The organism is Micromonospora sp. NPDC051925, from assembly GCF_044548625.1.
In the GTDB taxonomy this organism is placed as follows: Bacteria; Actinomycetota; Actinomycetes; order Mycobacteriales; family Micromonosporaceae; genus Micromonospora.
In genome coordinates this window covers 16,690-40,526 of the sequence record NZ_JBIUCH010000031.1, presented here as the reverse complement: position 1 = coordinate 40,526, position 23,837 = coordinate 16,690, and the positions used below count along the sequence as shown (strand labels likewise).

At 73.3% G+C, this 23,837-nt stretch carries 22 protein-coding genes and 1 riboswitch; of the genes, 11 read left to right on the top strand and 11 right to left on the bottom strand.

What is annotated here, in order from left to right; all coding sequences use genetic code 11:
- Nucleotides 1-30 precede the first annotated feature (30 nt).
- Genes ACIG87_RS30020 through pseB form a run of 4 tightly spaced genes read right to left on the bottom strand, consistent with a single transcriptional unit; the run spans nt 31 to nt 4,937 of the window.
- Complete coding sequence (locus ACIG87_RS30020) at nt 31-1,953, bottom strand: class I SAM-dependent methyltransferase (protein WP_396854987.1); 1,923 nt, start codon at nt 1,951-1,953, stop codon at nt 31-33.
- Nucleotides 1,950-2,786: a hypothetical protein gene (locus ACIG87_RS30015; protein WP_396854986.1), complete on the bottom strand. Its 837-nt coding sequence runs from the start codon at nt 2,784-2,786 to the stop codon at nt 1,950-1,952. The genes ACIG87_RS30020 and ACIG87_RS30015 overlap by 4 nt, the downstream gene beginning before the upstream one ends.
- A 13-nt stretch (nt 2,787-2,799) precedes the next feature.
- Nucleotides 2,800-3,957, bottom strand: coding sequence for a DegT/DnrJ/EryC1/StrS family aminotransferase (locus tag ACIG87_RS30010; RefSeq protein WP_396854985.1), 1,158 nt, complete (start codon nt 3,955-3,957; stop codon nt 2,800-2,802).
- The gene (pseB, locus tag ACIG87_RS30005) at nt 3,954-4,937 is read right to left on the bottom strand and encodes a UDP-N-acetylglucosamine 4,6-dehydratase (inverting) (protein ID WP_396854984.1); all 984 of its coding nucleotides are present in this window, start codon (nt 4,935-4,937) and stop codon (nt 3,954-3,956) included. Before pseB ends, ACIG87_RS30010 begins: the two co-directional genes overlap by 4 nt.
- A gap of 247 nt (nt 4,938-5,184) precedes the next feature.
- Here pseB and ACIG87_RS30000 point away from each other — a divergent pair, with 247 nt between their 5' ends.
- On the top strand, nt 5,185-6,963 hold the full coding sequence (locus ACIG87_RS30000; protein ID WP_396854983.1) for a hypothetical protein: 1,779 nt from the start codon (nt 5,185-5,187) through the stop codon (nt 6,961-6,963).
- Nucleotides 6,964-7,023: 60 nt separating this feature from the next.
- On the opposite strand, the gene ACIG87_RS29995 is transcribed toward ACIG87_RS30000, so the two are convergent.
- Nucleotides 7,024-7,533 (bottom strand): GNAT family N-acetyltransferase, encoded by a 510-nt coding sequence (locus ACIG87_RS29995; RefSeq protein WP_396854982.1) that lies wholly within the window; start codon nt 7,531-7,533, stop codon nt 7,024-7,026.
- A gap of 88 nt (nt 7,534-7,621) precedes the next feature.
- On the opposite strand from ACIG87_RS29995, the gene ACIG87_RS29990 reads away from it, so the two are divergent.
- From ACIG87_RS29990 to ACIG87_RS29975, 4 genes are all read left to right on the top strand, one after another.
- The gene (locus ACIG87_RS29990) at nt 7,622-7,873 is read left to right on the top strand and encodes a phosphopantetheine-binding protein (RefSeq protein WP_396854981.1); all 252 of its coding nucleotides are present in this window, start codon (nt 7,622-7,624) and stop codon (nt 7,871-7,873) included.
- On the top strand, nt 7,870-9,216 hold the full coding sequence (locus tag ACIG87_RS29985) for an AMP-binding protein (RefSeq protein WP_396854980.1): 1,347 nt from the start codon (nt 7,870-7,872) through the stop codon (nt 9,214-9,216). Before ACIG87_RS29990 ends, ACIG87_RS29985 begins: the two co-directional genes overlap by 4 nt.
- Nucleotides 9,209-9,955: an SDR family NAD(P)-dependent oxidoreductase gene (locus tag ACIG87_RS29980; protein WP_396854979.1), complete on the top strand. Its 747-nt coding sequence runs from the start codon at nt 9,209-9,211 to the stop codon at nt 9,953-9,955. Before ACIG87_RS29985 ends, ACIG87_RS29980 begins: the two co-directional genes overlap by 8 nt.
- Before the next feature lie 220 nt (nt 9,956-10,175).
- Nucleotides 10,176-10,550, top strand: coding sequence for a hypothetical protein (locus ACIG87_RS29975; RefSeq protein ID WP_396854978.1), 375 nt, complete (start codon nt 10,176-10,178; stop codon nt 10,548-10,550).
- A 159-nt stretch (nt 10,551-10,709) separates the two neighbouring features.
- Here ACIG87_RS29975 and pseI read toward each other — a convergent pair whose 3' ends face one another.
- The 3 genes from pseI to ACIG87_RS29960 form a co-directional block, all read right to left on the bottom strand.
- A complete protein-coding gene (gene pseI, locus ACIG87_RS29970; protein ID WP_396854977.1) occupies nt 10,710-11,762 on the bottom strand; it encodes a pseudaminic acid synthase in 1,053 nt (350 codons plus the stop codon).
- 59 nt (nt 11,763-11,821) lie between these two features.
- Nucleotides 11,822-12,946, bottom strand: coding sequence for a glycosyltransferase family 2 protein (locus tag ACIG87_RS29965; RefSeq protein ID WP_396854976.1), 1,125 nt, complete (start codon nt 12,944-12,946; stop codon nt 11,822-11,824).
- An 89-nt stretch (nt 12,947-13,035) separates the two neighbouring features.
- A complete protein-coding gene (locus ACIG87_RS29960) occupies nt 13,036-14,361 on the bottom strand; it encodes a polysaccharide pyruvyl transferase family protein (RefSeq protein WP_396854975.1) in 1,326 nt (441 codons plus the stop codon).
- A 181-nt stretch (nt 14,362-14,542) separates the two neighbouring features.
- Between ACIG87_RS29960 and ACIG87_RS29955 the strand changes: the two genes are divergently transcribed.
- The 4 genes from ACIG87_RS29955 to ACIG87_RS29940 all read left to right on the top strand — a co-directional run bounded on the left by ACIG87_RS29955 (nt 14,543) and on the right by ACIG87_RS29940 (nt 18,821).
- On the top strand, nt 14,543-15,856 hold the full coding sequence (locus tag ACIG87_RS29955) for an acyltransferase family protein (protein WP_396854974.1): 1,314 nt from the start codon (nt 14,543-14,545) through the stop codon (nt 15,854-15,856).
- A gap of 9 nt (nt 15,857-15,865) precedes the next feature.
- Nucleotides 15,866-16,321, top strand: coding sequence for a hypothetical protein (locus ACIG87_RS29950; RefSeq protein ID WP_396854973.1), 456 nt, complete (start codon nt 15,866-15,868; stop codon nt 16,319-16,321).
- Nucleotides 16,322-16,465: 144 nt separating this feature from the next.
- Complete coding sequence (locus ACIG87_RS29945) at nt 16,466-17,242, top strand: hypothetical protein (RefSeq protein WP_396854972.1); 777 nt, start codon at nt 16,466-16,468, stop codon at nt 17,240-17,242.
- A gap of 328 nt (nt 17,243-17,570) precedes the next feature.
- Nucleotides 17,571-17,711: riboswitch (cyclic di-AMP (ydaO/yuaA leader) on the top strand.
- 234 nt (nt 17,712-17,945) lie between these two features.
- Nucleotides 17,946-18,821 carry a C39 family peptidase gene (locus ACIG87_RS29940; protein ID WP_396854971.1) on the top strand — a complete coding sequence of 292 codons (876 nt, stop codon included), beginning with the start codon at nt 17,946-17,948 and terminating at the stop codon, nt 18,819-18,821.
- Here the strand turns inward: ACIG87_RS29940 and ACIG87_RS29935 are convergent.
- Complete coding sequence (locus ACIG87_RS29935) at nt 18,809-19,099, bottom strand: hypothetical protein (RefSeq protein ID WP_396855008.1); 291 nt, start codon at nt 19,097-19,099, stop codon at nt 18,809-18,811. The genes ACIG87_RS29940 and ACIG87_RS29935 overlap by 13 nt on opposite strands.
- Before the next feature lie 446 nt (nt 19,100-19,545).
- Between ACIG87_RS29935 and ACIG87_RS29930 the strand changes: the two genes are divergently transcribed.
- On the top strand, nt 19,546-19,761 hold the full coding sequence (locus tag ACIG87_RS29930; protein WP_396854970.1) for a winged helix-turn-helix domain-containing protein: 216 nt from the start codon (nt 19,546-19,548) through the stop codon (nt 19,759-19,761).
- 101 nt (nt 19,762-19,862) lie between these two features.
- Complete coding sequence (locus ACIG87_RS29925; RefSeq protein WP_396854969.1) at nt 19,863-20,054, top strand: hypothetical protein; 192 nt, start codon at nt 19,863-19,865, stop codon at nt 20,052-20,054.
- 527 nt (nt 20,055-20,581) lie between these two features.
- Here ACIG87_RS29925 and ACIG87_RS29920 read toward each other — a convergent pair.
- Together ACIG87_RS29920 and ACIG87_RS29915 are read right to left on the bottom strand one after the other, a co-directional pair.
- The gene (locus ACIG87_RS29920) at nt 20,582-22,294 is read right to left on the bottom strand and encodes a CDP-glycerol glycerophosphotransferase family protein (protein ID WP_396854968.1); all 1,713 of its coding nucleotides are present in this window, start codon (nt 22,292-22,294) and stop codon (nt 20,582-20,584) included.
- A gap of 25 nt (nt 22,295-22,319) precedes the next feature.
- On the bottom strand, nt 22,320-23,828 hold the full coding sequence (locus ACIG87_RS29915; RefSeq protein WP_396854967.1) for a D-ribitol-5-phosphate cytidylyltransferase: 1,509 nt from the start codon (nt 23,826-23,828) through the stop codon (nt 22,320-22,322).
- Nucleotides 23,829-23,837 lie beyond the last annotated feature (9 nt).

The window sequence follows — 23,837 nt, the reverse complement described above, 5'->3', positions numbered from 1 at the left end:
GCCGGCCCGTCCCCGGGGCACCCGGGCCGGTCACTGCTGTTCCTCCTGCGGCTTCGGGCCGAGCGCCTCGCGGGCCCGACGCTTGGCGGCCCGAGCGCCCCGCTTCGCCAACCGGGCGGGGGTGATGGCGAGCCGGCCCACCCGGTAGCTCAGGGAGCCGCTGAGCAGGTTGATCGTGGCGTCGGCCCGGCGCAGCGCCCGCTCCCGCGAGGTGAGCAGCTCCTCGGTCCACTTCAGCAGCGCGGCGAGCCGGGTCAGTTCCTCCCGCTGGCGTACCCAGGCCTCACGCAACTGCTGGTAGCTGCGCGGCCCGACGGGCGGGTCGGTGGGGGTGACCGTGCGCAGTTCGGTGGCGAGTGCCCCCCGCCCGTCGGCGTCCAGGCCGCGCAGGGCGGCGGCGACCGCCGCCTCGGTCTCGACGGCCGCGTCGACGGTGGCCCGGTCCAGGTCGTGCCCGGCGACGCCGCCGAGGACCACGGTCAACCCGGCCACGTCCAGGGTGGACGGCCACGGGTGGGCGTATCCGCCGGTGAGCAGGGCGACGGCGAACCGCCACAACCCCCGGGCCAGCGTCACCTCGACGGTGAGCGGTGCGGCGGCCCGCCAGCTCGGGTCGAGCACGGCGAAGGCGTCCCCGTCGACCACCACGTTGTCCGGGTCGGCCAGCGCCACCGTGCCGGTGAGCCGCCCGTCCGGGTCGGCCTGCCCGGCGAGCCAATCCGCGTAGCCGCGCAGCAGGCGGCGCAGGGCGTCCAGGTCGCGGCGCAGACAGCCGTCGAGTAGCAGGGTACGCAGCAGCCGCCCCGGGGGCACCGGCCCGGTGAGCGCGGCCGGGTCGCGGTGCGCCGCCTCCCGGCTGGCGAAGGGCGCCGGTCGACCCCGGGCGGCCCCGCCGCCGGTGACCGCCCAGCACCAGCCGTCCGGCCCGTCGGCCACCTCGACCACACCTACCCCGGGCGGCCCGGTCTGCACCAGCACCACCGGCAGCGGCGTCCCGCCGTCCCCCGGTGTGCGGGGCTGACCGGCCCGGGTGTCGGCGGGCGCGACCATCGGCCGGGCGGCGTCGACGTCCGGGTGGGCGTCCGGCGGTGCGGTGTCGGCGGCCGGGTGGGCGTCCGGCCGTGCGGTGTCGGCGGCCTTGCGGGCCAGCACCAGCCAGCCCGGGGCCAGCGTCGCACCGAGCCCGGCGTGCAGCGCGTCGACCGCCAGCCGGGCCGGGTCCTGGAGCACCGTGCCGGCGGTGAAACCGCCGGCGGCGCCGTGCAGCACCGCGTCGAGCAGGCCGGAGGTGGGCCGTTCGGCCAGCGCGTCGAGGTCGACCAGCGCCGTGGCGGCCCCCGGATCGGGGTACGCGGCGTAACCGGTGCCCGCCGTCAGCCCCACCTCGGTCAGCCGGGCGCATAGCTGCTCCCGGTTGGCCGGGCGGCCGGCGTCCAGCACCCCGCCGATGGTCCAGGCCGCGTCGGCCCGGTCGGCGTACCAGGGTGAGGTGGCGACCAGCCGGGACACCCCCAGCGGGTTGTCCAGCCGCAGCAGCAGCGTGCCGCCGGGGCGCAGGGCGGCGGCCAGCCGGCCCAGCACCCCTGCCCAGCCCAGCCGGACGCCCTCCACCGACTCGACGGCGTCCAGCCCGGCCCCGGCCAGCACCACGTCGAAGGTGTCGGTCGGGTCGAGCCCGGCCGGCCCGCCGACGATCACCCGGGCGGCCCGGTCGGCCAGCGCCACCGCGTCGGGGTGGCTGCGCAGCAGGCAGGTCACCTCGGCGTGGCCGAGCCGGTCCAGCAACGCCGGGTCGTGCGGCCCGGCCAGCAGCACCCGCGCCCCGGCCGGTACGACCCGGGCGGCCAGCGCGCCCAGCGGCCCACCGGCGGCCAGCCGCCGCTTCGGCAGGTCGGACCAGGCCAGCATCTCCCCACCGGGCAGGACGACGGGGGCGGCGGTTCCAGTGGTCAACTCGTTCCTCCTGCGGGATGCGCCCAGCCGAGCAGTTCACGCAGCTCGGCCGGCGTACAGCGGTGGTCGGTGCCCAGCTCGGCGCGGGCGATGTCGACGGCGGTCGGCAGGTCCACCGACTCCCCGTGCAGCTCCGGCCACTGCCGGCGGATCCGGGCGGTGCCGCCGAAGGTGGGGTCCTCCTTGGCCAGGATCATCGGGTCGCCGTAGACGGCCGGCTCACAGCCGGCGGCGATGCCGTAGAAGATGGCGCTGGTCAGCCGGTTGGACGCCACCCGGGCGTGCCGGCGCAGCTCGGTGAGCTGCTTGTCCAGGAAGAGCGGGTCGGTGTCCCGCCACCAGTGACCCCGGTAGCCGTGGCAGATCACCCGGAAGCCGGCGTTCTCGTAGAGCCGCCGTACCCGGCGCATGCCGTACTCGTGCCAGTAGAGGCAGACGGTGACCGGGCCGGGTTCGGTGTCCCGGATCCGGGCGATCAGTTCCTTGTGGTCGCCCTTGACGTGCTGGCCCTCCCAGCCGTGGAAGGGGTACCAGATGGTGCCCTCCCGGGTGGTCTCCGGCGGGTCGTCGGCGCGCAGGTCGAGCAGGTAGGCGAAGGGCGCACCGGTGACGACCACGTTGCGGCGCCCCACCGACCAGGCCCGTCGCCGGGTCTGCTCCGACCAGAGCAGGCTGGGGGTGCGCTCGGCGTACGGGTGGCCGGGGGCGAGCCCGTCGCCGATGTTCCAGCCGTGCTGGACGTACCCGTTGATCCGGGGCGGGTGGTCGTCGCCCAGCCCGCAGTAGCGGGCCAGCACGTGGGCGTGCCCGTAGAAATGGTTCGCGTGGTGCATCAGGTTCCCCCGGTCAGGCGGCGGTGTGCGCCGTGACGCCGCGTAGCGCCGCGCCGAGCGCGTCGATCACCCGGTCCTGGTCGGCGTCGGTGAGGCCCGGGTACAGCGGCAGCGAGAGCTGCTGACCGTAGAACGACTCGGCCACCGGGCAGGACCCGCGCCGGTAGCCGAGGTCCGCGAAGGCCGGGTGCCAGTGCACCGGCAGGTAGTTGACCTGTACGCCGATGCCGGCGGCGCGCATCCGGTCGTACACCTCGCGGCGGCGGCCGTCGAGGACCCGGATCGGGTAGAGGTGCCAGGCGGGGGCGGCCCACGACCGGCGGGACGGGGTGCGCACCCCGTCCAGGTCGGCCAGCGCCTCGTCGTAACGGGCCACCAGTCGGGCGCGGGCGGCGAGGAAGTCACCGAGCCGGCGCAGTTGGCTGCGGCCCAGCGCGCAGAGCACGTCCGGCAGTCGGTAGTTCAGCCCGAAGGAGTGCACCTCCTGGTGCCAGCCGCCCTCGTCCGGTGCGCGCAGCTCGTCGCGTTCCCGGACCAGCCCGATGTTGCGGAACCGGCGGGCCCGCTTGAGCAGCTCCGGGTCGACGGTGGCGACCGCGCCGCCCTCGGCGGTGGTCAGGTTCTTGGTGGGAAAGAACGAGAAGGTGGTCAGGTCGGCCAGCGAACCGACCGGGCGGCCCCGGTAGGTGGCGCCGATGGAGTGCGCGGCATCGGCCAGCAGCAGCGCGTCGGTGCCGGCCAGGGCGGTACGCAGGGCGTCGTAGTCGGCCGGGTGGCCGGCGTAGTCGACGGCGGCGACGACCTTCGTCCGGGCGGTGGTCGCAGCGGCTGCCGCCGCCGGGTCCAGGGTGTACGTCTCCTCCTCGACGTCGGCGAAGACGATCGTCGCGCCGAGGGCGACCGCGCTGCTGGCGGTCGCCACGAACGTCATCGGCGGCACCACCACCTCGTCGCCGGGCCCCACCCCGGCCGCCGCGTACGCCACGTGCAGCGCCGCCGTGCCGTTGGACACGGCCGCGCAGCCGGCCCCGCCGGTCCAGGCCGCCAGGTCCGCCTCGAAGCCGTCGACCTGGGGGCCGGTGGTGAGCCAGTCGCTGCGCAGGGTGGCGACCACGGCGTCGACGTCGTCCTCGGTGACCGACTGCCGGCCGTACGGGAGCATCGCCGTCATGCGGCGATGCCGAGCATGTCGCGCAGTTGCGGGACGCTCAACCACTCGTCGTTGCCGTCGGACTGGTAGGCGAAGCCGTCCGGCACCGGCTCGCAGTCGACCGGCGGCCGGTAGCCCCAGGTGGCGATCGTCGGCTGGACGATGAACCGGTCCTTCGCGCGCAGCGTCCGGCGGCTGTCGTCCGGCGCGATCATCTCCTCGTGCAGCTTCTCGCCCGGCCGGATGCCGATCTCGTGGGTGGTGGCCTCCGGGGCGACCGCCTCGACCAGGTCGAGGATGCGCATGCTGGGTATGCGCGGCACGAACAGCTCGCCGCCCTGCATCTGGTCGAAGCTGTCCAGGACGAACTGCACGGCCTGGTCCAGGGTGATCCAGAAGCGGGTCATCCGCTTGTCGGTGATCGGCAGGCTCTTGCCCGCGTCGGCGAGCCGCCGGAACAGCGGCACCACCGAGCCCCGGCTGCCCACCACGTTGCCGTAGCGGACCACGGCGAAGCGGGTGGGGTGCTGGGCGGCGTAGTGGTTGGCCGAGACGAACAGCTTGTCACCGACGAGCTTGGTCGCGCCGTACAGGTTGATCGGGCTGGACGCCTTGTCGGTGGAGAGCGCGATGACCTTCTTGACGCCGGCCTCGATGGCCGCGTCGACCACGTGCTGCGAGCCGGTGATGTTGGTGGCGATGAACTCCGATGGGTTGTACTCGGCGGTGTCCACCTGCTTGAGGGCGGCGGCGTGCACCACGTGGTCCACCCCGTGCATGGCCCGGGTGAGCCGGTGCCGGTCCCGTACGTCGCCGATGAACCAGCGCAGCCGGGGATCCTCGCCGAGCTGCTGGCGCAGCTCGTACTGCTTGAGTTCGTCGCGGGAGAACACCACCACCCGGGCCGGGTCGGCCGCGTTGAGGACGTGCCGGAGGAAGGTCTTCCCGAAGGACCCCGTCCCGCCGGTGATCAGAATGGAGGACCCATTCAACTCACTCAATTTGGTGCTCCCCAGCTCGTGGTTGTGCGCCACCGGCTCGGGGCCAGGCGACCGGACGGACGCTAACCAGGTCGGGTTAACACCCCGACGCCCACGGGTTAACCGCCCGCGCTGCTCCCGTGAATGCCGGACCCCCGGCAGGCGAACACTTACCACCCCGGCCACTGCCGGCTGACCTGCGGGTACGGCGCTGACTACAGTGGCCCGGCGCGGCCCCGGGAAGCACCAGACGAAGCAGGAGACGACGATGGCGTCCGGCACCGACGTGAGAATTCGGGTCGTCGAGGCGACCGGGCAGCCGGCGTCCCCGCGTCGCTGGCTGGTGCCGGCGCTGCTGGCGGTGGGCTGGCTGCTGGGCGTCGGCTGGCGGATGTGGTTGTCCCGGCACGTGCCGCTGCCCATCGCGCACACCGACGAGGACAGCTATCTGCACACCGCCCGCGCGTTGGCCGGTGGTCCGGGTGGCTTCAGCAGCGAGAACGGCCCGCTGCGTCGGGTCGGCTACCCACTGCTGATCTCCCCGGCGTTCCTCGGTGAGCGGGACTTCGCCGACAGCTACCGCCTGGTGCAGTTGATCAATGCGGCGGTGAACGCGACGGTGCTGCCGCTGGCGTACCTGCTGGTCCGTCGGCTGGTGCCGGTGCGCCGGGCGACCGCCCTGGCCGCCGCCGCCGTCGCGGCCACCCTGCCGGCGACCGTCTTCTACGCCGGGGTGGCGATGATCGACGCGGTGCTGGCGCCGTTGGTGCTGGCCTGGCTGCTCGCCGTGCACCGCTGGGTACGCCGGCCCGGCCCGCTGGCCGCCGCCGGGGCCGGTGCCCTGGTCGGGGCGTTCCACCTGCTGCACTCCCGGGGCCTGGTGATCGTGGGAGTGCACGCCGGGCTGGTGCTGCTGCTGTTCCTGCGGCGTCGGATCACCCCGGCGCAGGTGCTCGCCGCGGTGCTGCCGGTGCTGGCGCTGGCGCTGCTCAACGAGGCGGTCATCCGGCTGCTCGGCGACCGGGTCTACCTGCTGGGCGATCCGCCCGGCGACGGCACCGTCCGGGCCGTCGCCTCCGGGCCGGGGCTGCTGCGGGTCGGCGCGGCGGTCGCCACCCAGCTCTGGTACCTGGTGGTCATCACCTTCGGGCTGGCCGGTGTCGCCTGGGCCGGGGCGGTCCGCGTCCTGTTCCGTCGCGCCCCCACCCCCGTCCCCGCATCGTCGGACGCCGAGGTGGACCGGCCGGCGACGGAGGTCGAGGCGACCCGCTGGACCTTCGGCGTGGCGCTGGTGACCAGCGTCGGGGTGGCCGCCGGCGCGTCGGTGATCCTGGCCGGGATCACCAGCAAACCGCTGGACGCCATCTACGGCCGGTACGTGCAGATGCTCGCCCCGTTCTGGCTGCTGGTCGGGGTGGGGATGCTGGTGACCGCGACGCCTCGGGTGCGGTGGCGACGGGCGGCGGTCGCGGTGGGCGTGCTGCTGGCCGGTGCGACGCTGATCGCCGCCCGGCTGGCCTGGGTGGCCAGTCGGGGGCACGAGCTGCGCTACGGCGGGTTCGGCGCTCCGGACCTGATGGCGCTGACCGGTGGTTGGCGGGAGTTCCGGCCGTTCACCGGGGCGGCCGTCGGGGTGGTCGGCTGCCTGCTGCTGGTCGCCGCCGTGCGGTCGCCCCGGCTGCGGGTGCCGGTGCTCGCCGTGCTGGTGGTGGTGAACCTCGCCATCATGCAGGTGATCACCGACCGGCTGGTCCGGCCGATGGTCGCGGCGACCGCGCCGACCCCCCGGGTGGCCGACCTCGGGGTACGCCCCGACGACCGGGTCTGGGCGTCGCTCGGTGTGCAGTGGGTGCTGCGGTTCAACCTCAGCCACCAGGTCACCTGGGCGGACGTGCGGTGGTTCCGGGACAACCCGCCGGCCGACGCCGACGTGGTCTTCGTGCGGTGGGCACCCGGCGAGCCGGACGACTGGGACGGTGCCCGGCACGGTTTCGTCCGGCTGGGCGGCAATCCGGAGCAGCACTGGGCCGCCTGGCGGCGGACCTGATCCGAGGTCGGTTAACGTGGGGTGGCCGGTATGTGAATGGCTGCCGGACAATTGTCGAAATTATCGACGGCGGCGGTTCTCCCGAGCCAGGGAAATGGGGATGACGGTGACTTCCTGACCGCCGTACGTCTCCCGCCGCTCGGTGCCCTCGACGAACCGGAAACGACGGTTCATCTGCCGGACGACGGTGTTGTGCGCCAACACCTCGCCGTCGAGTCGGTCCAGCGCGAGCACGTCGAAGGCGTAGTCCACCGCCGCCCGCATCACGCCCAGCCAGGCGGGCAGGGTGAGCCCCCGGTCGGCCAACCCGTCGGCGTCCAGGTAGAACCCCCAGGAACCGGTGCGTGGCCCGCTCAGGCGCAGGTCGAAGAAGGTCACCACGCCGACCGGCAGGTCGTCGTGGACGTACATCAGGAGTCGGTGGGACGGGTCGACGCGCACCCGCGACCACCACGCCGCGTGCTCGGCGGCGGTGATCTCGTGACTGGTCTTGCTGACCTGCCGGTTGGTTTCCTGATTACGCCAGGACAACATCAGGTTAACGTCGTCCGCAGTGGCCTCGCGCAGCACTCGTACCCCTTTGTATTCGTCCGGTGGACCCTGCGGACCCTACCCGGGTAAATGGGCCGGGTAATTGTCGGGCTGTACACTGCGGCGCATGGAAGAATTGAGTCGCGCGCAGATCCGCGACCTCATGGCGCAGGTGTTGCAGAACCAGGGCCGGGCCCTGCCCGACGACGACTCCGCCGACCTGCGGGAGATCGGCTTCCGGTCCCTGGACTTCTCGGAGCTGGCCCTGCGGGTGGAGGACGCCACCGGGGAGGAGCTGAACTTCGACGCCCCCGGCCTGCGCCGGATCGCCACCGTCGGGGACGTCCTCGACTTCCTCGCCGAACTTCAGCGGCAGTGACCGTCGCAACCTCGCCGGCCGGGCTGGACAACCGGGTCGTCGTCGCCGGGGTGGCCCGGAGTTGGCGGGATCTGCCCGCCCCGACGCTGCCGTCACCCGGCGCGGTCCTCGTCGCCGGTGCCGCCGACGCGCTGGCCGTCGCCCGGCAGCACGCCGCACACGGCAGCGAACTGCTGCTCGCCGGTCCCGCCCGGGTCGACGCGACGATGCGGGACGAGTTGCGCGCCGCCGGCTTCGCCGTCACCGTGCTCGCCGACGGGGTGCCGCAGACCGTCGCACCGGACGTGCTCCGGGCCCCGGAATCCGGCCGGCTCTGGCTGCTCACCTCCGGCTCGACCGGCCGCCCCAAGCGGGTCGGGCACACCCTCGACTCGTTGACCACGGTGCGCGACGCCCAGCCGGAGCGGACCTGGCTCTGCCCGTACGCCCCCGGCAGTTACGCCTGGTGGCAGGTGGTCACCCTGTCGCTTACCCAACCCGGTCAACACCTGGTGGTGGTCGACCCGGACGAACTGGACGACTGGCCGGCGATCGCCGCCGCGCACGGGGTGGACGCCGTCTCCGGCACCCCCACCTTCTGGCGGCGCACCCTGCACCGCGATCCGGAGGCGCTGGCCCGGGTGCCGCTGCGTCAGCTCACCCTCGGCGGCGAACCCGTCGACCAGGCCGTCCTGGACCGGCTCCGGGCGCTCTTCCCGGCCGCCCGGATCTCCTGGATCTATGCCTCCTCCGAGGTGGGCGCGGCGATCGTGGTGCACGACGGGCGGGCCGGCTTCCCGGTCGGCTGGCTCGACCGGGTGACCCCCGGGCGGCCCGTCCTCTCGGTGCGCGACGACGAACTGGTGGTCACCTCGCCGCACCACGGGGTCGGGCTCGACGGGCCGGTACGCACCGGCGACCGGGTGCAGGTGGTCGACGACCGGGTCCTGATCACCGGCCGGCGGGACTCCGACGAGATCAACGTCGGTGGCAGCAAGGTCTCCGCCGGTCTGGTGCGGGACGTGCTCACCGCCCACCCCCGGGTGGCCTGGGCCCGGGTGACCGGTCGCCGCGCGCCGGTGCTCGGCCGGATGGTGGTCGCCGAGGTCGTCCCGACCGCCGTCCACCCGACCGCCGTCCACCCGACCGCCGCCCACCCGACCGCCGCCCACCCGGTCGCCCCGACCGGCGTCGGCCCCGTCTCGGCGGTTGCGCCGGCCGACTCCGGGGCGGCGGCTGCGCCGCTCGACGAGGCCGCGCTGGTGCGTTGGTGCGCCGATCGGCTCCCCGAGTACGCGGTGCCGCGCCGGATCCGCCTGCTGACCGAGATCCCCGTCAAGGAGACCCTGAAGAGCGATGTCTGACTCCCCGCTCGTCCCACCCAGCACCGTCGTCCTCGTCTCCGGCGGATCCCGGGGGCTGGGCCTGGCCATCGTCACCGACCTGCTCGACGCCGGGCTCACGGTGGCCGCCTTCGCCCGTACCGTCACCCCCGAACTGGAGAAGCTGGCCGCCGAGCACCCCGACCGGGTGCACGTCGGCGCGGTGGACGTCACCGACCTCCCCGCCGCGCAGGGCTTCGTCCGGGCGGTCGAGGCGCGGTTCGGTCCGATCGACGGCCTGGTCAACAACGCCGCCGTCGGGCAGGACTCGATGCACACGCACACCGCCGCCGGCGACATCGCCCGGATCGTCGAGACCAACCTGACCGCGCCGTTGCAGCTCACCCGCCTGGTGATCCGGCGGATGCTCGGCCAGGGCCGGCGCGGTCGGATCGTCAACGTCACCTCGATCTGCGCGCAGCGGGGCTTCCCCGGCCTGGTCGCGTACTCGGCCACCAAGGGCGGCATGGACGCGGCGACCCGGTCGCTGGCCCGGGAGTTGGGCGGGCGGATGCTGGTCAACGCCGTCGCGCCGGGCTTCTTCGCCTCGGAGATGTCCGCCGTGCTGGGCAGCACCCAGCTCGACCAGATCGTCCGCCGGACCCCGACCGGGCACCTGACCGAACCGGCCGAGGTGGTGCCGGTGGTGCGCATGCTGCTGCGCGACCACACGAACATCAACGGCCAGGTCATCGTGGTCGACGGTGCCGCCTCGATCTGACCTGACCCGCGCCGACCACCGACCCGGCGGCGTGCTGCCCGGCGGCGGTCCACCCGGTTGGGTGGCGGCCGGCAGCGCCCCGGCCGGGTGCGGTCCGGCCGGGTGCGGTCCGGCGGGGTTCGTGGCGGCCGGCGGAGGGCCGGCCGGTTTCGAGCCGGGCCGTGCCGGGGTGAGTGGGACCGACAGGAGCGGCGGGGCCGGGCCCGTAGGGCCGCGTCCGGTGCCGGCGCTGCTGGGCGTCGCCGAACGGCACCTGCGCGTCGGCACCCCCGCCGAGCTGCGGTACGCGGTGACCCGCAGCCACCTCGACGACGGGCGCTGTGTGGGCTGGTACGGCCCGGCCACCCCGGGCTGGCGGGTGGCGATCGACGCCGAACGGGCCGCCGCCGACGTCCCGCCCGCGCTGGCCGCGCGCTTCGGCCCGGTCGACTTCTGGGCCCGCTGGACCCGGGCGGAGAGCCTGTGCAAGCTGGCCGACGTGCCGGTGGCCGGCTGGTGGCGGCGGCACGGTCTGGCCGTACCCCCGCACACCCGCGCGGTGTGGCGCACCCTGCGCCTGGCCGACCTGGTGGTCACGGTCGCCTTCGCCCCCTGAGCGTCACCCCGTCCCGCCCGGACGCCCGCCCCGCCGCCCAGTGGGCGGGTGCCATGATCAGATTGCGATTCTGGCTATTTCTCCCGGCGTGTCGTGTGCATTTCCATCATCTGATCATGAGGAGCTGCGGCGGGCGGTGTGGGTGTGGAGGGGGTTGCGTTAGATGAGGTCCCAGGCCAGCGGGGTGCCCCGGGGGACGTCGGTGGTGAAGGTGCGGCCGAGCACCCGGTCGATCTCCACCGGGGGCAGGCCACCGGCCGGGCGGATCGACCGGACGTTGGCAGTGGTCACCTCGTCACCGGCCCGCACGTCGGTGACCACGAACAGGGACCGGCGGAAGCGCAGCCCCTCCCGCTCGGCCGGGGTCGGCCCGATGGCGGTGCCGCCGAGCGCCGCGTGCGCCCGCGCCGACTCGACCACCAGGGCGGCCAGCTCCTCGGGATTGAGCGAGAAGTCGGAGTCGACCCCGCCGTCGGTCCGGTCGAGGGTGACGTGCTTCTCGATGAAGCAGGCGCCCAGGGCGACCGCGGCGACCGGCACCCCGATGCCGGGGGTGTGGTCGGAGAGCCCGACCGGCACCCCGAACGCGTCGGCCAGCACCGGGATCCGGCGCAGGTTGCTGTCCGCCGGTGGGGCCGGGTACGAGGCGGTGCAGGCCAGCAGCACGATGCCACCGGCGCCGCCGTCGCGGGCGGTGCGCACCGCGGCGTCGATCTCGGCGACCGTGGCCATCCCGGTGGAGATGACCAGGGGCTTGCCGGTGCCCGCGACCAGCCGGATCAGCGGCAGGTCGACCAGCTCCGACGAGGCGATCTTGTACGCCGGGACGTCCAGCCCCTCCAGCAGCTCCACCGCCGACGGGTCGAACGGGGACGAGAAGACGGTCAACCCCCGCTCCCGGGCCCGGTCGAAGATCGGCTCGTGCCACTCGTACGGGGTGTGCGCCCGCTCGTAGAGCCGGTACAGGTTCTGCCCGCCCCACAGCTCGTGTCCGCCCGAGATGCGGAACGCCGGGGTGTCCACGTCGATGGTGATGGTGTCCGGCCGGTACGTCTGCAGCTTCAGCGCGTGCGCCCCGCTGGCCGCCACCGCGTCCACGATCGCCAGCGCCCGGCCCAGGTCGCCGTTGTGGTTGCCGGACATCTCCGCCACCACGAACGGCTGTTCCCCGGCCCCCACCAGGTGCGGCCCGATCTTCACTGTCGTCGTCATCTCCGACCCCTGTTTCCTGTGCGTTCCTGCTCGTACCCGGTCGTCGGGGCGTCGCCCGGTCACCGGCTGCCGCGACCCGCCAGCGCGTCCCGGCCGGTGGGGGAGTCCGCCGGGCGGGCCGGGCCGGCGACCGGCGGCACCGGTTCCGGCACGGCGGCCGGGCGGCGCAGCAAGCCGGCCAGCCGGTGCGCCTGGCGCAGCACCGCGTACGCGAGATAGTTGTCCCGGCCGACCAGCCGGTGCTTGAGCCCGGCCACCCCGCCCGGCCGCGGGTAGCCGCCCGGCGGCAGGTGCCGGCGGTAGTGCGCGGCCACCCGGTGGAAGAAGTCCCGGCGCAGGTGCGGATGGAGCCGGCCGTCGTTGCCGACCACCACCAGCATGTGGCTGACCATCAGCGCGAACAGCTCGCCGCGCAGCCGCTCGTCCGGGTACCGGCGGGCGACCCAGTCGAACAGCCGGTCGTACTGGTCGAAGGCGTCGAAGTGGCGACCGCTGCGGGTGGAGGTGATCGCGCCCTGCCGACCCTGCCGGTAGAGGTAGCAGACCCGGTCCAGCACGGAGATCCGCTCCGCGCCGATGAGCAGCGGGTTGCTGAACGGGATGTCCTCGTACCAGCCGGGGTGGAAGCGCAGCTCCAGCTCGTCCAGGTACTCGCGGCGGACCACCTTGTTCCACGCGGTGTGCTGTACCCGCAGCAGCCCGGGGCGGTCGGCGAGGCGGACCACCTCGGCGGTCCCGCGCAGCAGGTGACTGCTCGCGTCCACCTCCCGCCGGCCGTCGTCGCGCACCCGCAGGTGGTCGAGCATCAGCACGTCGGGGCGGTGCGCACGGAGCCGGTCCAGCACCGCCGGGATGGTCCCCGGCGGCAACCAGTCGTCGCTGTCGACGAACCAGACGTAGTCGCCGGTGGCCACCTCCAGCCCGGCGTTGCGGGCGGGCCCCAGCCCGACGTTGCGGTCCAGGTGCACCGTGCGTACGCCCGGATGGGTGGCCGCGTACGCGCGCAGCAGTTCCCCGCACCGGTCCGGCGAGGCGTCGTCGACGGCGACGATCTCGACCTGGCCCGCCGCGTCGGCGGGCACGTCTGTGCGCACCGAGTCGAGGCACTGGTGCAGGTACGCCTCCACCCCGTGGACGGGGACGACGACGCTGAGCAGCGGGGCGGGCGCGGGCGGGTTGACCACCCCGCCACCCTGGTGCACCGGTATGGACGGGTACGGAACCTTACGTATCCGGTGGAGATGGAGTTCCTGAACAGCGGCCGAGCGGCAGGTTAACGGTTCAGAATCCGCCGTACCGGTGCGCCGACCGCCCGCTTGACCCGGGCCCGCAGCCGCTGCTCCCGCAACTCCCGCACGTCGCCGCCGAGCGCCGCGTTACGGTCCCGCAGCCACTGGATGCGGGCCAGCAGCACCTCGGGGGAGCTGGCCCCGGCCGGCCGGACCGCCGGGGGGAAGACCGTCTCGCGGACCTGTGCGTCGAAGCGGGCGGCGCTGTCCCCGTCGTCGAACGCGTTGCCCAGGTCGTGCCGGGCCAGGAAGGCCCGCATCACCTCGTAGCGGGCCCGGTGCCCGGCGTTCAGGGCGGTGTAGTCGGCCTCGGCGTAGAGCTGCGCGGCGTCCACGTCGGCCGGCACGTCCTTCATCAGCCGGTGCGGGATGTCGAAGTAGCGGGCCAGCTCCAGGGTGCGCGAGTCGTGCGCGAACAGGTAGCCGGGGGTGCCGGAGACCAGCGCGGTGATGGTGCCGTGGATGCGGGTGCCGAAGGCGAAGTCGAACCCGGCGAGGTAGTCCATCCACGTCCACGGGTCGAGGAACATCCGCACCTTGTCCTCGGTGAACAGCGGGTGGGAGGTGTGGATCGGGATGGCGCTGGTCTTGCCCCGGTCCTCGGGGGCGTCGCCGTAGAGCAGGGTGCCCAGCGTCTTGAGGTCCTGCGGAAGGTAACGCAGGTTCGGGTAGCGGGCCTGGTGCGAGGCGATGATCTTCGCCATCGATTTGACGTACGGGGAGACGGTCAGCGCCACCCGGGCGTCGGGCGTGAGGGTCGGCGCGGACTTCTCCACCCGGAGCTGGTCGCCGTGCAGGAACATCGACGGGCAGCCGATCACGTCGACGGCGGAGAAGCCGAGGGTGTTCAGGTACTCCTTGGTGATCTCGCCCCGGACCCCGATGCTCGGCCCCCGGTCGAGCGCCGCCCGCACGAACCGGGTGACCACGTCGTCGATCGGACGCAGGTACTCCCGATCGCCGGTGACATCGGTCTGTACGCCGACCCCGAACACCACCACCGGGATCCGCAGCCGCTCGACCAGCTTCGTCATCACCTCGATGCGGTGGGCGTAGCTGCGCCGGAAGGCGTTGGCCAGCGGGATGACGTACACGTCGTACTGCTCGTTGATCCGGTCGACGTCGCGCAGGTCGACCTTGAACTCGGTGGAGGTGATCCGCGCGGTGGAGGTGCGCAGCAGCTTGTGGGCGGCGTGACTGAAGACCAGGTTGCCGTTGTTCTCCCCGATCCAGTTCCCCTCGTACGCCTCCTCGGGGGTGCGTACGTCGAACGGGTCCTTCTTCGCCCGCATCAGGATCCGCTGGTGCACCAGTTCCGCTCCGTTCCTCGTTCGCCGACGCCTCCGACGGGCCGCCGGTCTCCCCCGGGTGCGCGTCGGCACCGACAGGTCCCGCGATGTTAGGGCAGTGGAGGGATTTCGTACACCTTCCTCACATCCGCACCACCCCGGCTCGTCACCGGGGGCCGGGGGAGCCGGTAGGGTGCCCGGCGTGACCAGCGTGCCCACCACCGCATCACCCGCGCTGAGCCGGCTGCCGTCGCTGACCGGGCTGCGCTGGATCGCCGCCATGCTGGTCTTCGGCTACCACGCCGGCACCATGCGGATCGTCGGCCAGCCGGACGCCAAGGCGGTGGTCGACTGGTTGTTCACCCTCGGCCTGTCCGGGGTGCAGTTCTTCTTCATCCTCAGCGGATTCGTGCTGGTCTGGTCGGCCCGCGACGGCGACCGGCGGCGGGACTTCTGGCGTCGCCGACTCGCCAAGATCTACCCCAACCACGTGCTGACCTGGGCGGCGGCGCTGCTGGTGATGTGGTGGTTCGCCGACCCGGTGGTGCCCCGCGCCGCGCTGGAGAACCTCTTCCTCGTCCAGGCGTGGGATCCCACCCCCGGCTACTTCTACAGCATCAACACGGTGAGCTGGTCGCTCTCCTGCGAGCTGTTCTTCTACCTCTGCCTGCCGCTGGTGCTGCCGGCGATCCGGCGGGCCCGCTCCGGCCTGCTCTGGGCCGTGGTGCTGGCGGTGCCGCTGGTGATCCTGGCGCTCTGGCCCGGCCAGGAGCTGGTGCCCGAGGGCAGCAACTGGTGGTTCACCCAGGTCTTCCCGCTGGTCCGCTCCACCGAGTTCTGGCTGGGTGTCGCCGCCGCCGAGCTGCTGCGCCGTGGTCACTGGCGGGGCCCCGGCCTGCCGTTGGCCAGCCTGATCTTCGTGGCGACCTGGGTGGCGGCGCACTGGATTCCGGCCGAGATGTGGGCGGCGCTGCTGTCGGCCGCGTACATCCTGGTCATCCCGGCGGCGGCCCGCGCGGACGTGCAGGGCCGCTGGTCACCGTGGCGACACCGCACCCTGGTCTGGCTCGGCGAGGTCTCGTTCGCCTTCTACCTGGTGCACGTGCTGGTGATGGTGACCGTGCTGCGGCTCACCGGTCGCCTGGGCGTGGGACTGCCCGGCTGGTCGGGGCCGCTGGCCGTGCTCGGCTTCCTGGTGGTCAACCTGGCGCTGGCCGCCGCGCTGCACCGCTGGGTGGAGACCCCGATGATGCGCCGCCTCGCCCCCCGCCGCCGCACCCCGCCCGTCCCCGCTGTGCCCGGTGGCGCTGCTCCCGTAGCCGCTGTGCCCGGTGGCGCTGCTTCCGGCGACCCTGTTTCCGGTGGACTCCCATCCACCGGTCACCTGAGCGGGCCCCGCCAGGTGACCCCATCCGACCAGGGAGTTCATGGTGGCGCTGCGCCGGGAGCGGGGTCCACGGTGGCCGGCGCGGCGACACGCCCGGGGGCACTGCGGGCCGGTCGCGTCGGCGGGTAGCGTGGACACGTGCTCCCGGTTGCGCTCACCAGTCCCCTGTGGTGGGTGGCGCGCGGGATCACCCGGCTGCTGACCGGCCTCGCGGTCGCGATCGCCCTCTCTCTCGCCGGCCCGGCACTGTCCGACCCCGCACTGCCCGGCGCCGCGCTGCCCGACCCAGGGCCGCCCGCCGCGCGGCCGATCGACTGGTCGCTGTCGTTCGGTGTCCCGCCGGTCCTCGATCCGGCGAGCGGCAACCCCGACGACGTGCGCACCGCCGACCGGGGGTTCGCACCGGTCGGCGTCGCTCCGGTCGGCGTCGTGGCCGCAGGTCGGGTCGACGCCGCCGCGTTCGCCGCGCCGCAGCGGTCCGACCAGTTTCCGGCAGCGGTCGACGCCGCCCGGATCGTCCCGGCTGCGCCTGCCACGGCTCCGGCCGGTCGGACGCCCGCTGCCGCCGGTTCCCGGGCACCTCCGCAGGGCTGACCGCCCACGCGGGGGCCGATTCCACCCGCGACCGCTGCTGCGACGAACCTCACTCCCGTACCGCCCGGCCGGACGTTCCCCGGCACGGACCACCCGCCGCCGGTACGGTCTCCGCTTCCGCATCCCGCCCGCGAGGTGTCGACCGTGAACACCGTGCTCTACCAGTTCCTGATCGAGGTCCCGACCGCCACCGCCATCTGGTCCGCGCTGCTCGTCCTCGCGCTGACCGGGCTCACCGTGCTGGTGGCCCGGCCCGACCGGGACCATCCGCCCGACGTCACCGCCGTCGAGCCGATGCCTGACGCCCCACCCCCGGTCGCCGATCTGCGCCGGTACGCCGAGGAGGTGGCCGTGGCCGCGTCCGGTGCCGCCCAGACCGCCCGCCGTCGCCGTACCGCCTGGTTGGCCGCTCAGGACGACCTGGAGCGGGCCTGGCAGGCGTACGACGAGGCGGAGACGGCGGCCCGTCGGTTCTCCGACGCCGGCACGCTGCCCAGCCCACGCACTCCCCGCACCCCCGCCGAGTACGCCAGCCGGGAGCGGTGGCTGCACCAGGCCGCCGTGGCGGCGCACTGGCGGGGGGAGTTGTCGGTGGAGCGGCTGCGGGACGTCTTCGGTCACCGCGACGGCTGGGATCCGCGTCGGCACCCGGTCGAGCACGAGGTGATGCTCGCCCGAGCGGTCCGCGAGGACCGGCGTACGACGTACCGGGCCGCGGCCGGGCGGGAACGGGCGGCGTGGCGGGACGCCGAGCTGGCCGCCGAGGCGGCCCGTTCCCTGGCCGCCGAGGCGTACGCGGCGGCGGAGCGGCTGCGGCCAGGCCGGCTCCCGCTGCCCCGCCCCGCGATGTCGGCGGCCCGCCCGAGGCTCGCCACCCGCTGGCGACCGGCCCGGGTGAGGACCGCCGCACCCACCCCGTAGTGGGACGAACGCCCGCCCGGCGGTGCCTCGGGGCCGAATTGTTATCTGGGCGGGTGTGAGGGGGGTCACCCCCGGTGGGGAAACGGTCATCTGGTCACACCCGGTCACATCGACTGTGACGATCATCGGTGGTTGGTGCCGGCCCGTCCGGATGTCGCCCGGACGAGGTCGGACGACCGCTCGTCCCGGTCCGGGAGGTCAGTGCCGGACTGCACCGGGAAGTTGCCAGTGCTGAGCGAGTTTGCGCAGCTCAGGGGGCTTGGCGAGGGAAAAGGCGGCCAGTAGTGTCGCTGCGTCCGGTGCGGTTTCCGATCGCAAGAGGCGACGCCGCGCCGACCCGCTCAATCGTGCGAGTCACGAACCGGGGACCCACTGCATCTGGGGTGAATCCACGGGCCACGGCCCGTGGTAGGGCGATCTTCCCGCCCGAATCCGTCAGCTAACCCGGTCGGCGGTGCCGGAAGGAGTTCCATCCTCGTGCAGCATGACCCGACCCCCTCGGTAGTTCCCCCACCTCGGTGCCGGGGTGCCGTCGCCGGACGTCGCGCCTGACGCGCTGACTCCGGCCGTCCGCCCCGCCGCCCGGTCTGTCCGGGCGGTCTCCCGACGAACGGGCCGCTGATCCATTCCGCTGTGCGCGCGGTGTGCCGCCGCGTGCCGGTCCGGCGTGCCCGTCCACCCTCGCCCCGTGGAGGAACACCCCGTGCAGCATCACCTGAAGCGACAACTCCGACGACTGACCACCCACCGCCCGTACCAGATGGCCGCCGGATCGGCGGCGGTCCTGGTCCTGGCCGCCGGTGCCGCCGCGCTGGCTGCCGGCGTCGACGACGCAGCGACCGGCCAGCAGCGTTCGGCCGCCGTGGCCGAGACCGGCCCCCGCCTCGACGACGTGGCCAGCCGCGCCCAGGCCCGGGTCGCCACCCCCGCACCGACCAGCCCGTCGGCAAGCCCTTCGACCAGTGCGCCGGTGAGCCCGTCGCCGAGCGTCACCAGGGCGAAGACCACGGCGAAGGTCGCGGCCAAGGCCACGGTCAACCCGGACCTGACCCGCAAGGCGACGCCGAAGCCACCGTCGTCGAAGGTCCTCCGCTACGAGTACCAGGCCCAGAGCACCTACTACTACTGCGGGCCGGCAGCGGTGCGCAACGCTCTCAGCGCGGCCGGCATCGAGCGTGATCAGGACAGCCTCGCCGCCCAGTTGGGCACCACCGAGATGGGCACCAACTCGGCCGAGGACACCACCCGGGTGCTCAACGCCGTGGTGAAGGGCGACCCGTACCGCACCCGGATGTTCGTTGGCACGCCGAGTGACGCGCAGATCGACCGGCTGCGGGCCGACGTGGTCGCGGCGGTCACCGACAAGCGGGCCGTGGTCGCGAACGTCGTCGGGGACGCCACCGACACCGACGGCGGGTGGCACTCCTTCCCCGGCGGCCACTACATCGCCGTCGTGGGCTACCAGAACGACGGTCGCACCGTACGGATCGCCGACTCGGCCGATGCGTCGCTGCCGGCGTACTGGGTCAGCACGACCACCCTGGCGAACTGGATCGCCACCCGGGGCTATTCCGCCTGACCCGTTGCTCTCGAATGCGATCCGGACCGCCTCGGTTGCCTGACCACGGGCACCGGGGCGGTCCGCTGTCGAAAGATCAACCCCGCCGGCTGTACGAAGATCGTCCGGCGCGCGACGGCGTCACCCCTGGCGTTGAGCTGGTAGCCCTCCAACCAGATCCAGCCGTCGTACGTGGGCCAGTCCAGTATCCGGATGACCCGGAACATGATCGGCCTGATGAACTGCACGCTGGCCGCCCGGGTCACCTGGAGCAGGTCACCCGCCCTCGGCGCGGTCATCGCCACCCGAACACGGTGCGGTACCTGCGCCACGCCCTGATCCGGGCGCGGGCGGCCTCCACCCTCGGGCAGAAGCCGGTCCCGGTGCACTTCCCGCAGCGATCGTGCCGGTGGTGATCCAGGCAGCACCACGCCGACCGCACCAGCAACGGCATCTCGCGGACAGTCGGCGTGCGCCAGGAGCCCCGATTGTCCGGGATGCGGCGTGCCGACCGGCAGGGGAGTTCGCTGCCACACCGGCAGACCTTCCGCCACCTGACCCACGACCACACCGGCCGATGCCGGCGGGCCAGGGTGAGTGCTGCGGCGATCAGGCGTTCGTCGTAGCTGACCATCAGAGTTCCCTTCACCAACCTACGTTACCCAGTACTCTGGGTGTACTGACGATACCCCGTGTCGCGCCTGATGTCCCCCTGCGTGTTTTCTCATTGCAGGGAGGGCAACCGATGGCCGAGCCGCTGTATCAACAGATCGCCGACGACCTCACGCGGCAGATCGAGTCGGGCGTACTCAAGCCCGGTGACCGCCTGCCCAGTACGCGCCAGCTCTGCGACATCTACGAGGTCAGCGAGACCGTCATCCGGTTCACGATGATCCAGCTCAAGGCTCGCGGTCTGGTGTACGGCCAGCCCGGCCGAGGCGTGTACGTCAAGAAGGACTGAAGGACCGGGGCGCGGCGTGCTCGACCAGTAGCGTGCGGCGGCGGTGGGACCGGGCCAGGGCAACTCCAGGCCCCGCTGCGCTGGGGTCGTACCGTCGGATCGTGGAACTGCTGGGTTTGGATGAGATCCGTGATCTGCTTGGCGGGATCAGCAAGCAGCGCGCCACGATTATCGTGGGCCGCAAGGGCTTCCCTGACCCCTTCGTCACCCTGAAGATGGGTCGCGTCTGGGACGGTAAGGCCGTCCGGGCCTGGATCGCCGAGAACCGCCGCGGCCCGGCCGACGAGGACTGACGGCATCGGCACCACCAATGCCGTGTGCCACTCGGCGCGCCCCGGACCATCCACGCCTGCATCGTCCGGGGAGTGCATATACCACCCTCGCTCCCTACGGAGCTGATGACGGCAACGACTCAGTGCCGACGCCGCACGTACTTCCAGGCGGAGCCGATGGTTGCCCGGCACCCGGTCAGGCGAGGGCACTCGCGGCGTGATTCGTTTACGTCATCAGGTCCATAGGCAGCAGACGGCACCTATGAGGGGGGTCCGTGCACGCCAGCCCACGCGGAGGGGGCGTCCGTGCACGCCAGCCCACGCGGAGGGGGCGTCCGTGCACGCCAGCCCACGCGGAGGGGGCGTCCGTGCACGCCAGCCCACGCCGAGGGGACGACCGTACCGCCAGCCCATGCCGAGGGGCGGCAGCCCACGTCCAGCAGGCGATGACGAGCAGGGCCGACCAGATGCCCGTGGAGGACCGGGCGACCCGGGTCGGGCCCGAGTGGCGAACCACGCCACCACCCCGGCCTGGGTCGACTCCGGGTTCAGCCGCGCGGGGACACCGAAGCGTCGTCCCAGGTGGCGGTGCCGGCGGTACGCGGGGCCGGCGGGTTCCAGTCCGGCTCCAGCTCCCGCCGGGCGGCGTCGAGGAAACCGTCGGCGTACGAGTCGGCGGGGAAGTCGCCCAGGTAGCGGCGGCGGGTCTGCCAGCGGGCCGCCATCAACGGGTCGGTGTCCAGCAGCCCGGCCAACACCTCGTCGAGGTTGGACATGTCCCGGCGCAGCACGTAGCCGGAGGCGGCCAGCGGGAAACGGGCCACGAACTCGTCGCCGTCGACGCCCAGGTCGGTCACCGCGTACGGCTTGCCCGAGTAGAGGTAGTCGGAGATGACTCCGGAGACGTCGGAGACCAGCGCGTCGGAGCGGTTGACGCAGTCGGTCAGGGTCAGCTCGCGGCTGGCCGCCGCGCCCCACAGGTGTTGCCGGCCGGTGCGGGCCCGGTCGGCGGCCAGCAGCTCGGTGAGCCGGGCCAACTGCCGGGCCGAGGCCGGGTTCTGCCCGGTGTACGGGTGGGCCCGCAGGATCACCGTGGCACCCCGGTCGAGCAGCCGGCGCAGCAGCGGCTCGGCCACCGGCAGCGAGCAGTAGTTGGCGTCGGCGTGGTGGCCGGTCCAGGTGGGGGTGTAGAGCACCGTCGGGGCGGTCAGCGGGCGGGCTGCCTGGCGTACCTCGATGGCCTCGACCTGCGGGCGGCCGACCACGACGAACTTCTCGGCGGGGATCTCCACGCCGGCCCGCGCGTACCGCTCGATCGCCGCCGAACCGGCCACGAAGATCTTGTCGAAGATGGCCGAGACCGGGTTGGCGCTGGGGGCCTTGTCGCTGTCGCCGTGGTGCAGCTGCACGTGGGTGAGCTGGGTGAACCGGATGCAGTGGCTGTTCTTCGCGCCGTGGTTGACGTAGAACGCCACCCGCAGGCTGGGCATCAGCACCTCGTCCATCGCCTTGAGGGTGGGGCAGTAGACCACCGGGGCGCGGGTCGCGGCGGCGACCGTGGCCAGGAACTCCGGCTCCCGCAGCAGGACCAGGAAGGGCCGTCCGAGCCGCTCCAGGTAGGGCAGCCACATGGTGACCTGGTACTCCGAGCCCGGCGGGGCGGAGAAGTAGAGCAGGAACTCCGGCTGGTGCGCCCGCAGGGCCCGGGTCACCGGGCTGCCCCCGCCGGACGGCCGGAACCGCCGCCGGGCCAGGTCCAGGCCGACCGCGCCGCAGCCGGCGGCCACCACCAGGGCGGCGACCAGCGCGACCACGGCGGGCAGGGCGAACGCGGCGGCCACCGCGACGACGGCCAGCAGCCCCAGCAGTACGCCGTCGAGCCGGGCGGCCACCAGCGGGGTCCACGCCCGCACCGGCAGGTTCGCCGCCCGGATCTCCAGGTTGCCGGCGTCGCGCAGCGGCCCGACCAGCAGCACCAGTCCCAGCAGCACCAGCGCGGTCGACGCCAGCACCGGGTCGAACCCGGCGTCGAGCCGGCGGGCGTAGCCGACCAGGATGCCGGCGGCCAGCAGCACCGTCTCGGCGACGATGTCGGCGTCGGGGCGGACCCGACGCTCGGCGGCAGCCGCGACCAGCGCGGCCACCGCCAGGGCCAGGCCCCAGCCGGTGACGCCGGTGAGCGCCAGCACCAGGAAGGCGACCACGGCCAGGCCGGTGGTCAGGCATCGCGCGATCAGTTTCCTGACCAGGTCACCACGCATGTCGTACCGTCTCCGGGAGGTGGGGTCAGCCGGCGTCGACGCCGCTGGGCAGCCGGTCCTGCTCGGCTGCCGTCGGCTGCGCCGGCACCGGGGCAGGCTCGCCGGGGGCCCGCCGTACGTCGATCACCTGGCCGGTGAGGTCGGAGATCAGCACGTCGAGCGAGGACTGGGCGACCGTCTCGGCGGCCAGCAGGGTGTGCTCCGGCTCCTCGCCGAACGCCTTGGTGCGCATCGGGGTGGCGGTGCGCTCCGGGTTGATGCAGTTGACCCGTACCCCGAACTCGGCCCACTCGTCGGAGAGCGCCTGGGTCAGGTTGACAAGCGCCGCCTTGGTCGACGAGTAGAGCGCGTACTGGGCCCGGCCCCGGGTGTACGAGCTGGACGTGTAGAGCAGCAGCTGACCCTTGGTCTGCTGGAGGTACGGCAGGGACTGCCGGGCGGCGATGACCGGCCCGACGAAGTTGACCTGGAGCACCCGGTCCATCGTCTCCTCGTCCATCTCGGCCAGCGCGCCCTTCTCCAGGATGCCGGCGGTGACCACCACGTGGTCGATCCGGCCGGTGGCCTCGAAGGCGGTCTTCAGCGCGGCCTCGACGTCGCCGGTCTGCTCGACGTGGGTGCCGGTGCTGGAGCGGCTGAACGGGAAGACCTGCGCCCCGTAGCCACGGGCCAGCTCGGCCAGGTCGTGACCGATGCCGTAGCTGCCGCCGAAGATGACGATCGTCCGACCGGCCAGTTCCTCGGTGTAGCTGCGGTGCGACAGCCGGGGGGCCTGGGCGGCGGCGAGCTGGAAGAGCTTGTCGGCGAGGTGCACGTCGACCGGGTGGGTGACCTTGATGTTCTCGTCCGACCCGTCGATCACCTTGATCGGCGTGCCGGGCAGGTAGCGCAGCACCACGCCGCAGTCGTCGGTGGCGGCGAAGTCCGGGTCACCCTCGGCCCGCCGGTACGCCTCCCGGATGGTGCCCGACCGGAACGCCTGCGGGGTCTGGCCACGGCGCAGCCGGGACCGGACCGGGATGTCGGTGATGCACTCGTCCTCGTCGACCTGGATGATCGTGTCGGCCGAGGGGATGGCCACGTCGACGGCGCTGTAGCTCCACAGCGCGTTCACGCACTCGCGCACGATCCGGGCGCTGACCAGCGGGCGGACCGCGTCGTGGAAGAGGATGTTGACGTCGCCCCCGCCGACCGCGTCCAGGGCGATCCGGGTGGTGGCGTTACGGGTCTCGCCGCCGGAGATGACCTTGCTGACCTTGCGGAAGCCGGCCTTGTCGACGATCCGCTGGGCGTCGTCGACGTGGCCGGTGGCCATCAGCACGATGATCTCGTCGATCTCCGGGGCGGCCTCGAAGACGGCCAGGGTGTGCTCGATGATCGGCTTGCCGGCGATCTTCAGCAACTGCTTCGGGATGCCCAGGCCCAACCTGGTCCCGGTGCCTCCGGCGAGCACCACCGCCACCGTCCGCGAGGGCCGCCACGGCGCCGGGGTCTCCGGTGTGGCGTCCGGGCCAGTGGTGTGGTCCTGCGTCATTGCCGATCC

Excerpts from the sequence above, each read along its gene's own strand:
- ACIG87_RS30015 (WP_396854986.1), bottom strand. The coding sequence starts at position 2,786 with ATGCACCACGCGAACCATTTCTACGGGCACGCCCACGTGCTGGCCCGC.
- ACIG87_RS30010 (WP_396854985.1), bottom strand. The coding sequence starts at position 3,957 with ATGACGGCGATGCTCCCGTACGGCCGGCAGTCGGTCACCGAGGACGAC.
- ACIG87_RS30000 (WP_396854983.1), top strand. The coding sequence starts at position 5,185 with ATGGCGTCCGGCACCGACGTGAGAATTCGGGTCGTCGAGGCGACCGGG.
- ACIG87_RS29990 (WP_396854981.1), top strand. The coding sequence starts at position 7,622 with ATGGAAGAATTGAGTCGCGCGCAGATCCGCGACCTCATGGCGCAGGTG.
- ACIG87_RS29980 (WP_396854979.1), top strand. The coding sequence starts at position 9,209 with ATGTCTGACTCCCCGCTCGTCCCACCCAGCACCGTCGTCCTCGTCTCC.
- pseI (WP_396854977.1), bottom strand. The coding sequence starts at position 11,762 with ATGACGACGACAGTGAAGATCGGGCCGCACCTGGTGGGGGCCGGGGAA.
- ACIG87_RS29935 (WP_396855008.1), bottom strand. The coding sequence starts at position 19,099 with ATGACCGCGCCGAGGGCGGGTGACCTGCTCCAGGTGACCCGGGCGGCC.
- ACIG87_RS29930 (WP_396854970.1), top strand. The coding sequence starts at position 19,546 with ATGGCCGAGCCGCTGTATCAACAGATCGCCGACGACCTCACGCGGCAG.
- ACIG87_RS29920 (WP_396854968.1), bottom strand. The coding sequence starts at position 22,294 with ATGCGTGGTGACCTGGTCAGGAAACTGATCGCGCGATGCCTGACCACC.
- ACIG87_RS29915 (WP_396854967.1), bottom strand. The coding sequence starts at position 23,828 with ATGACGCAGGACCACACCACTGGCCCGGACGCCACACCGGAGACCCCG.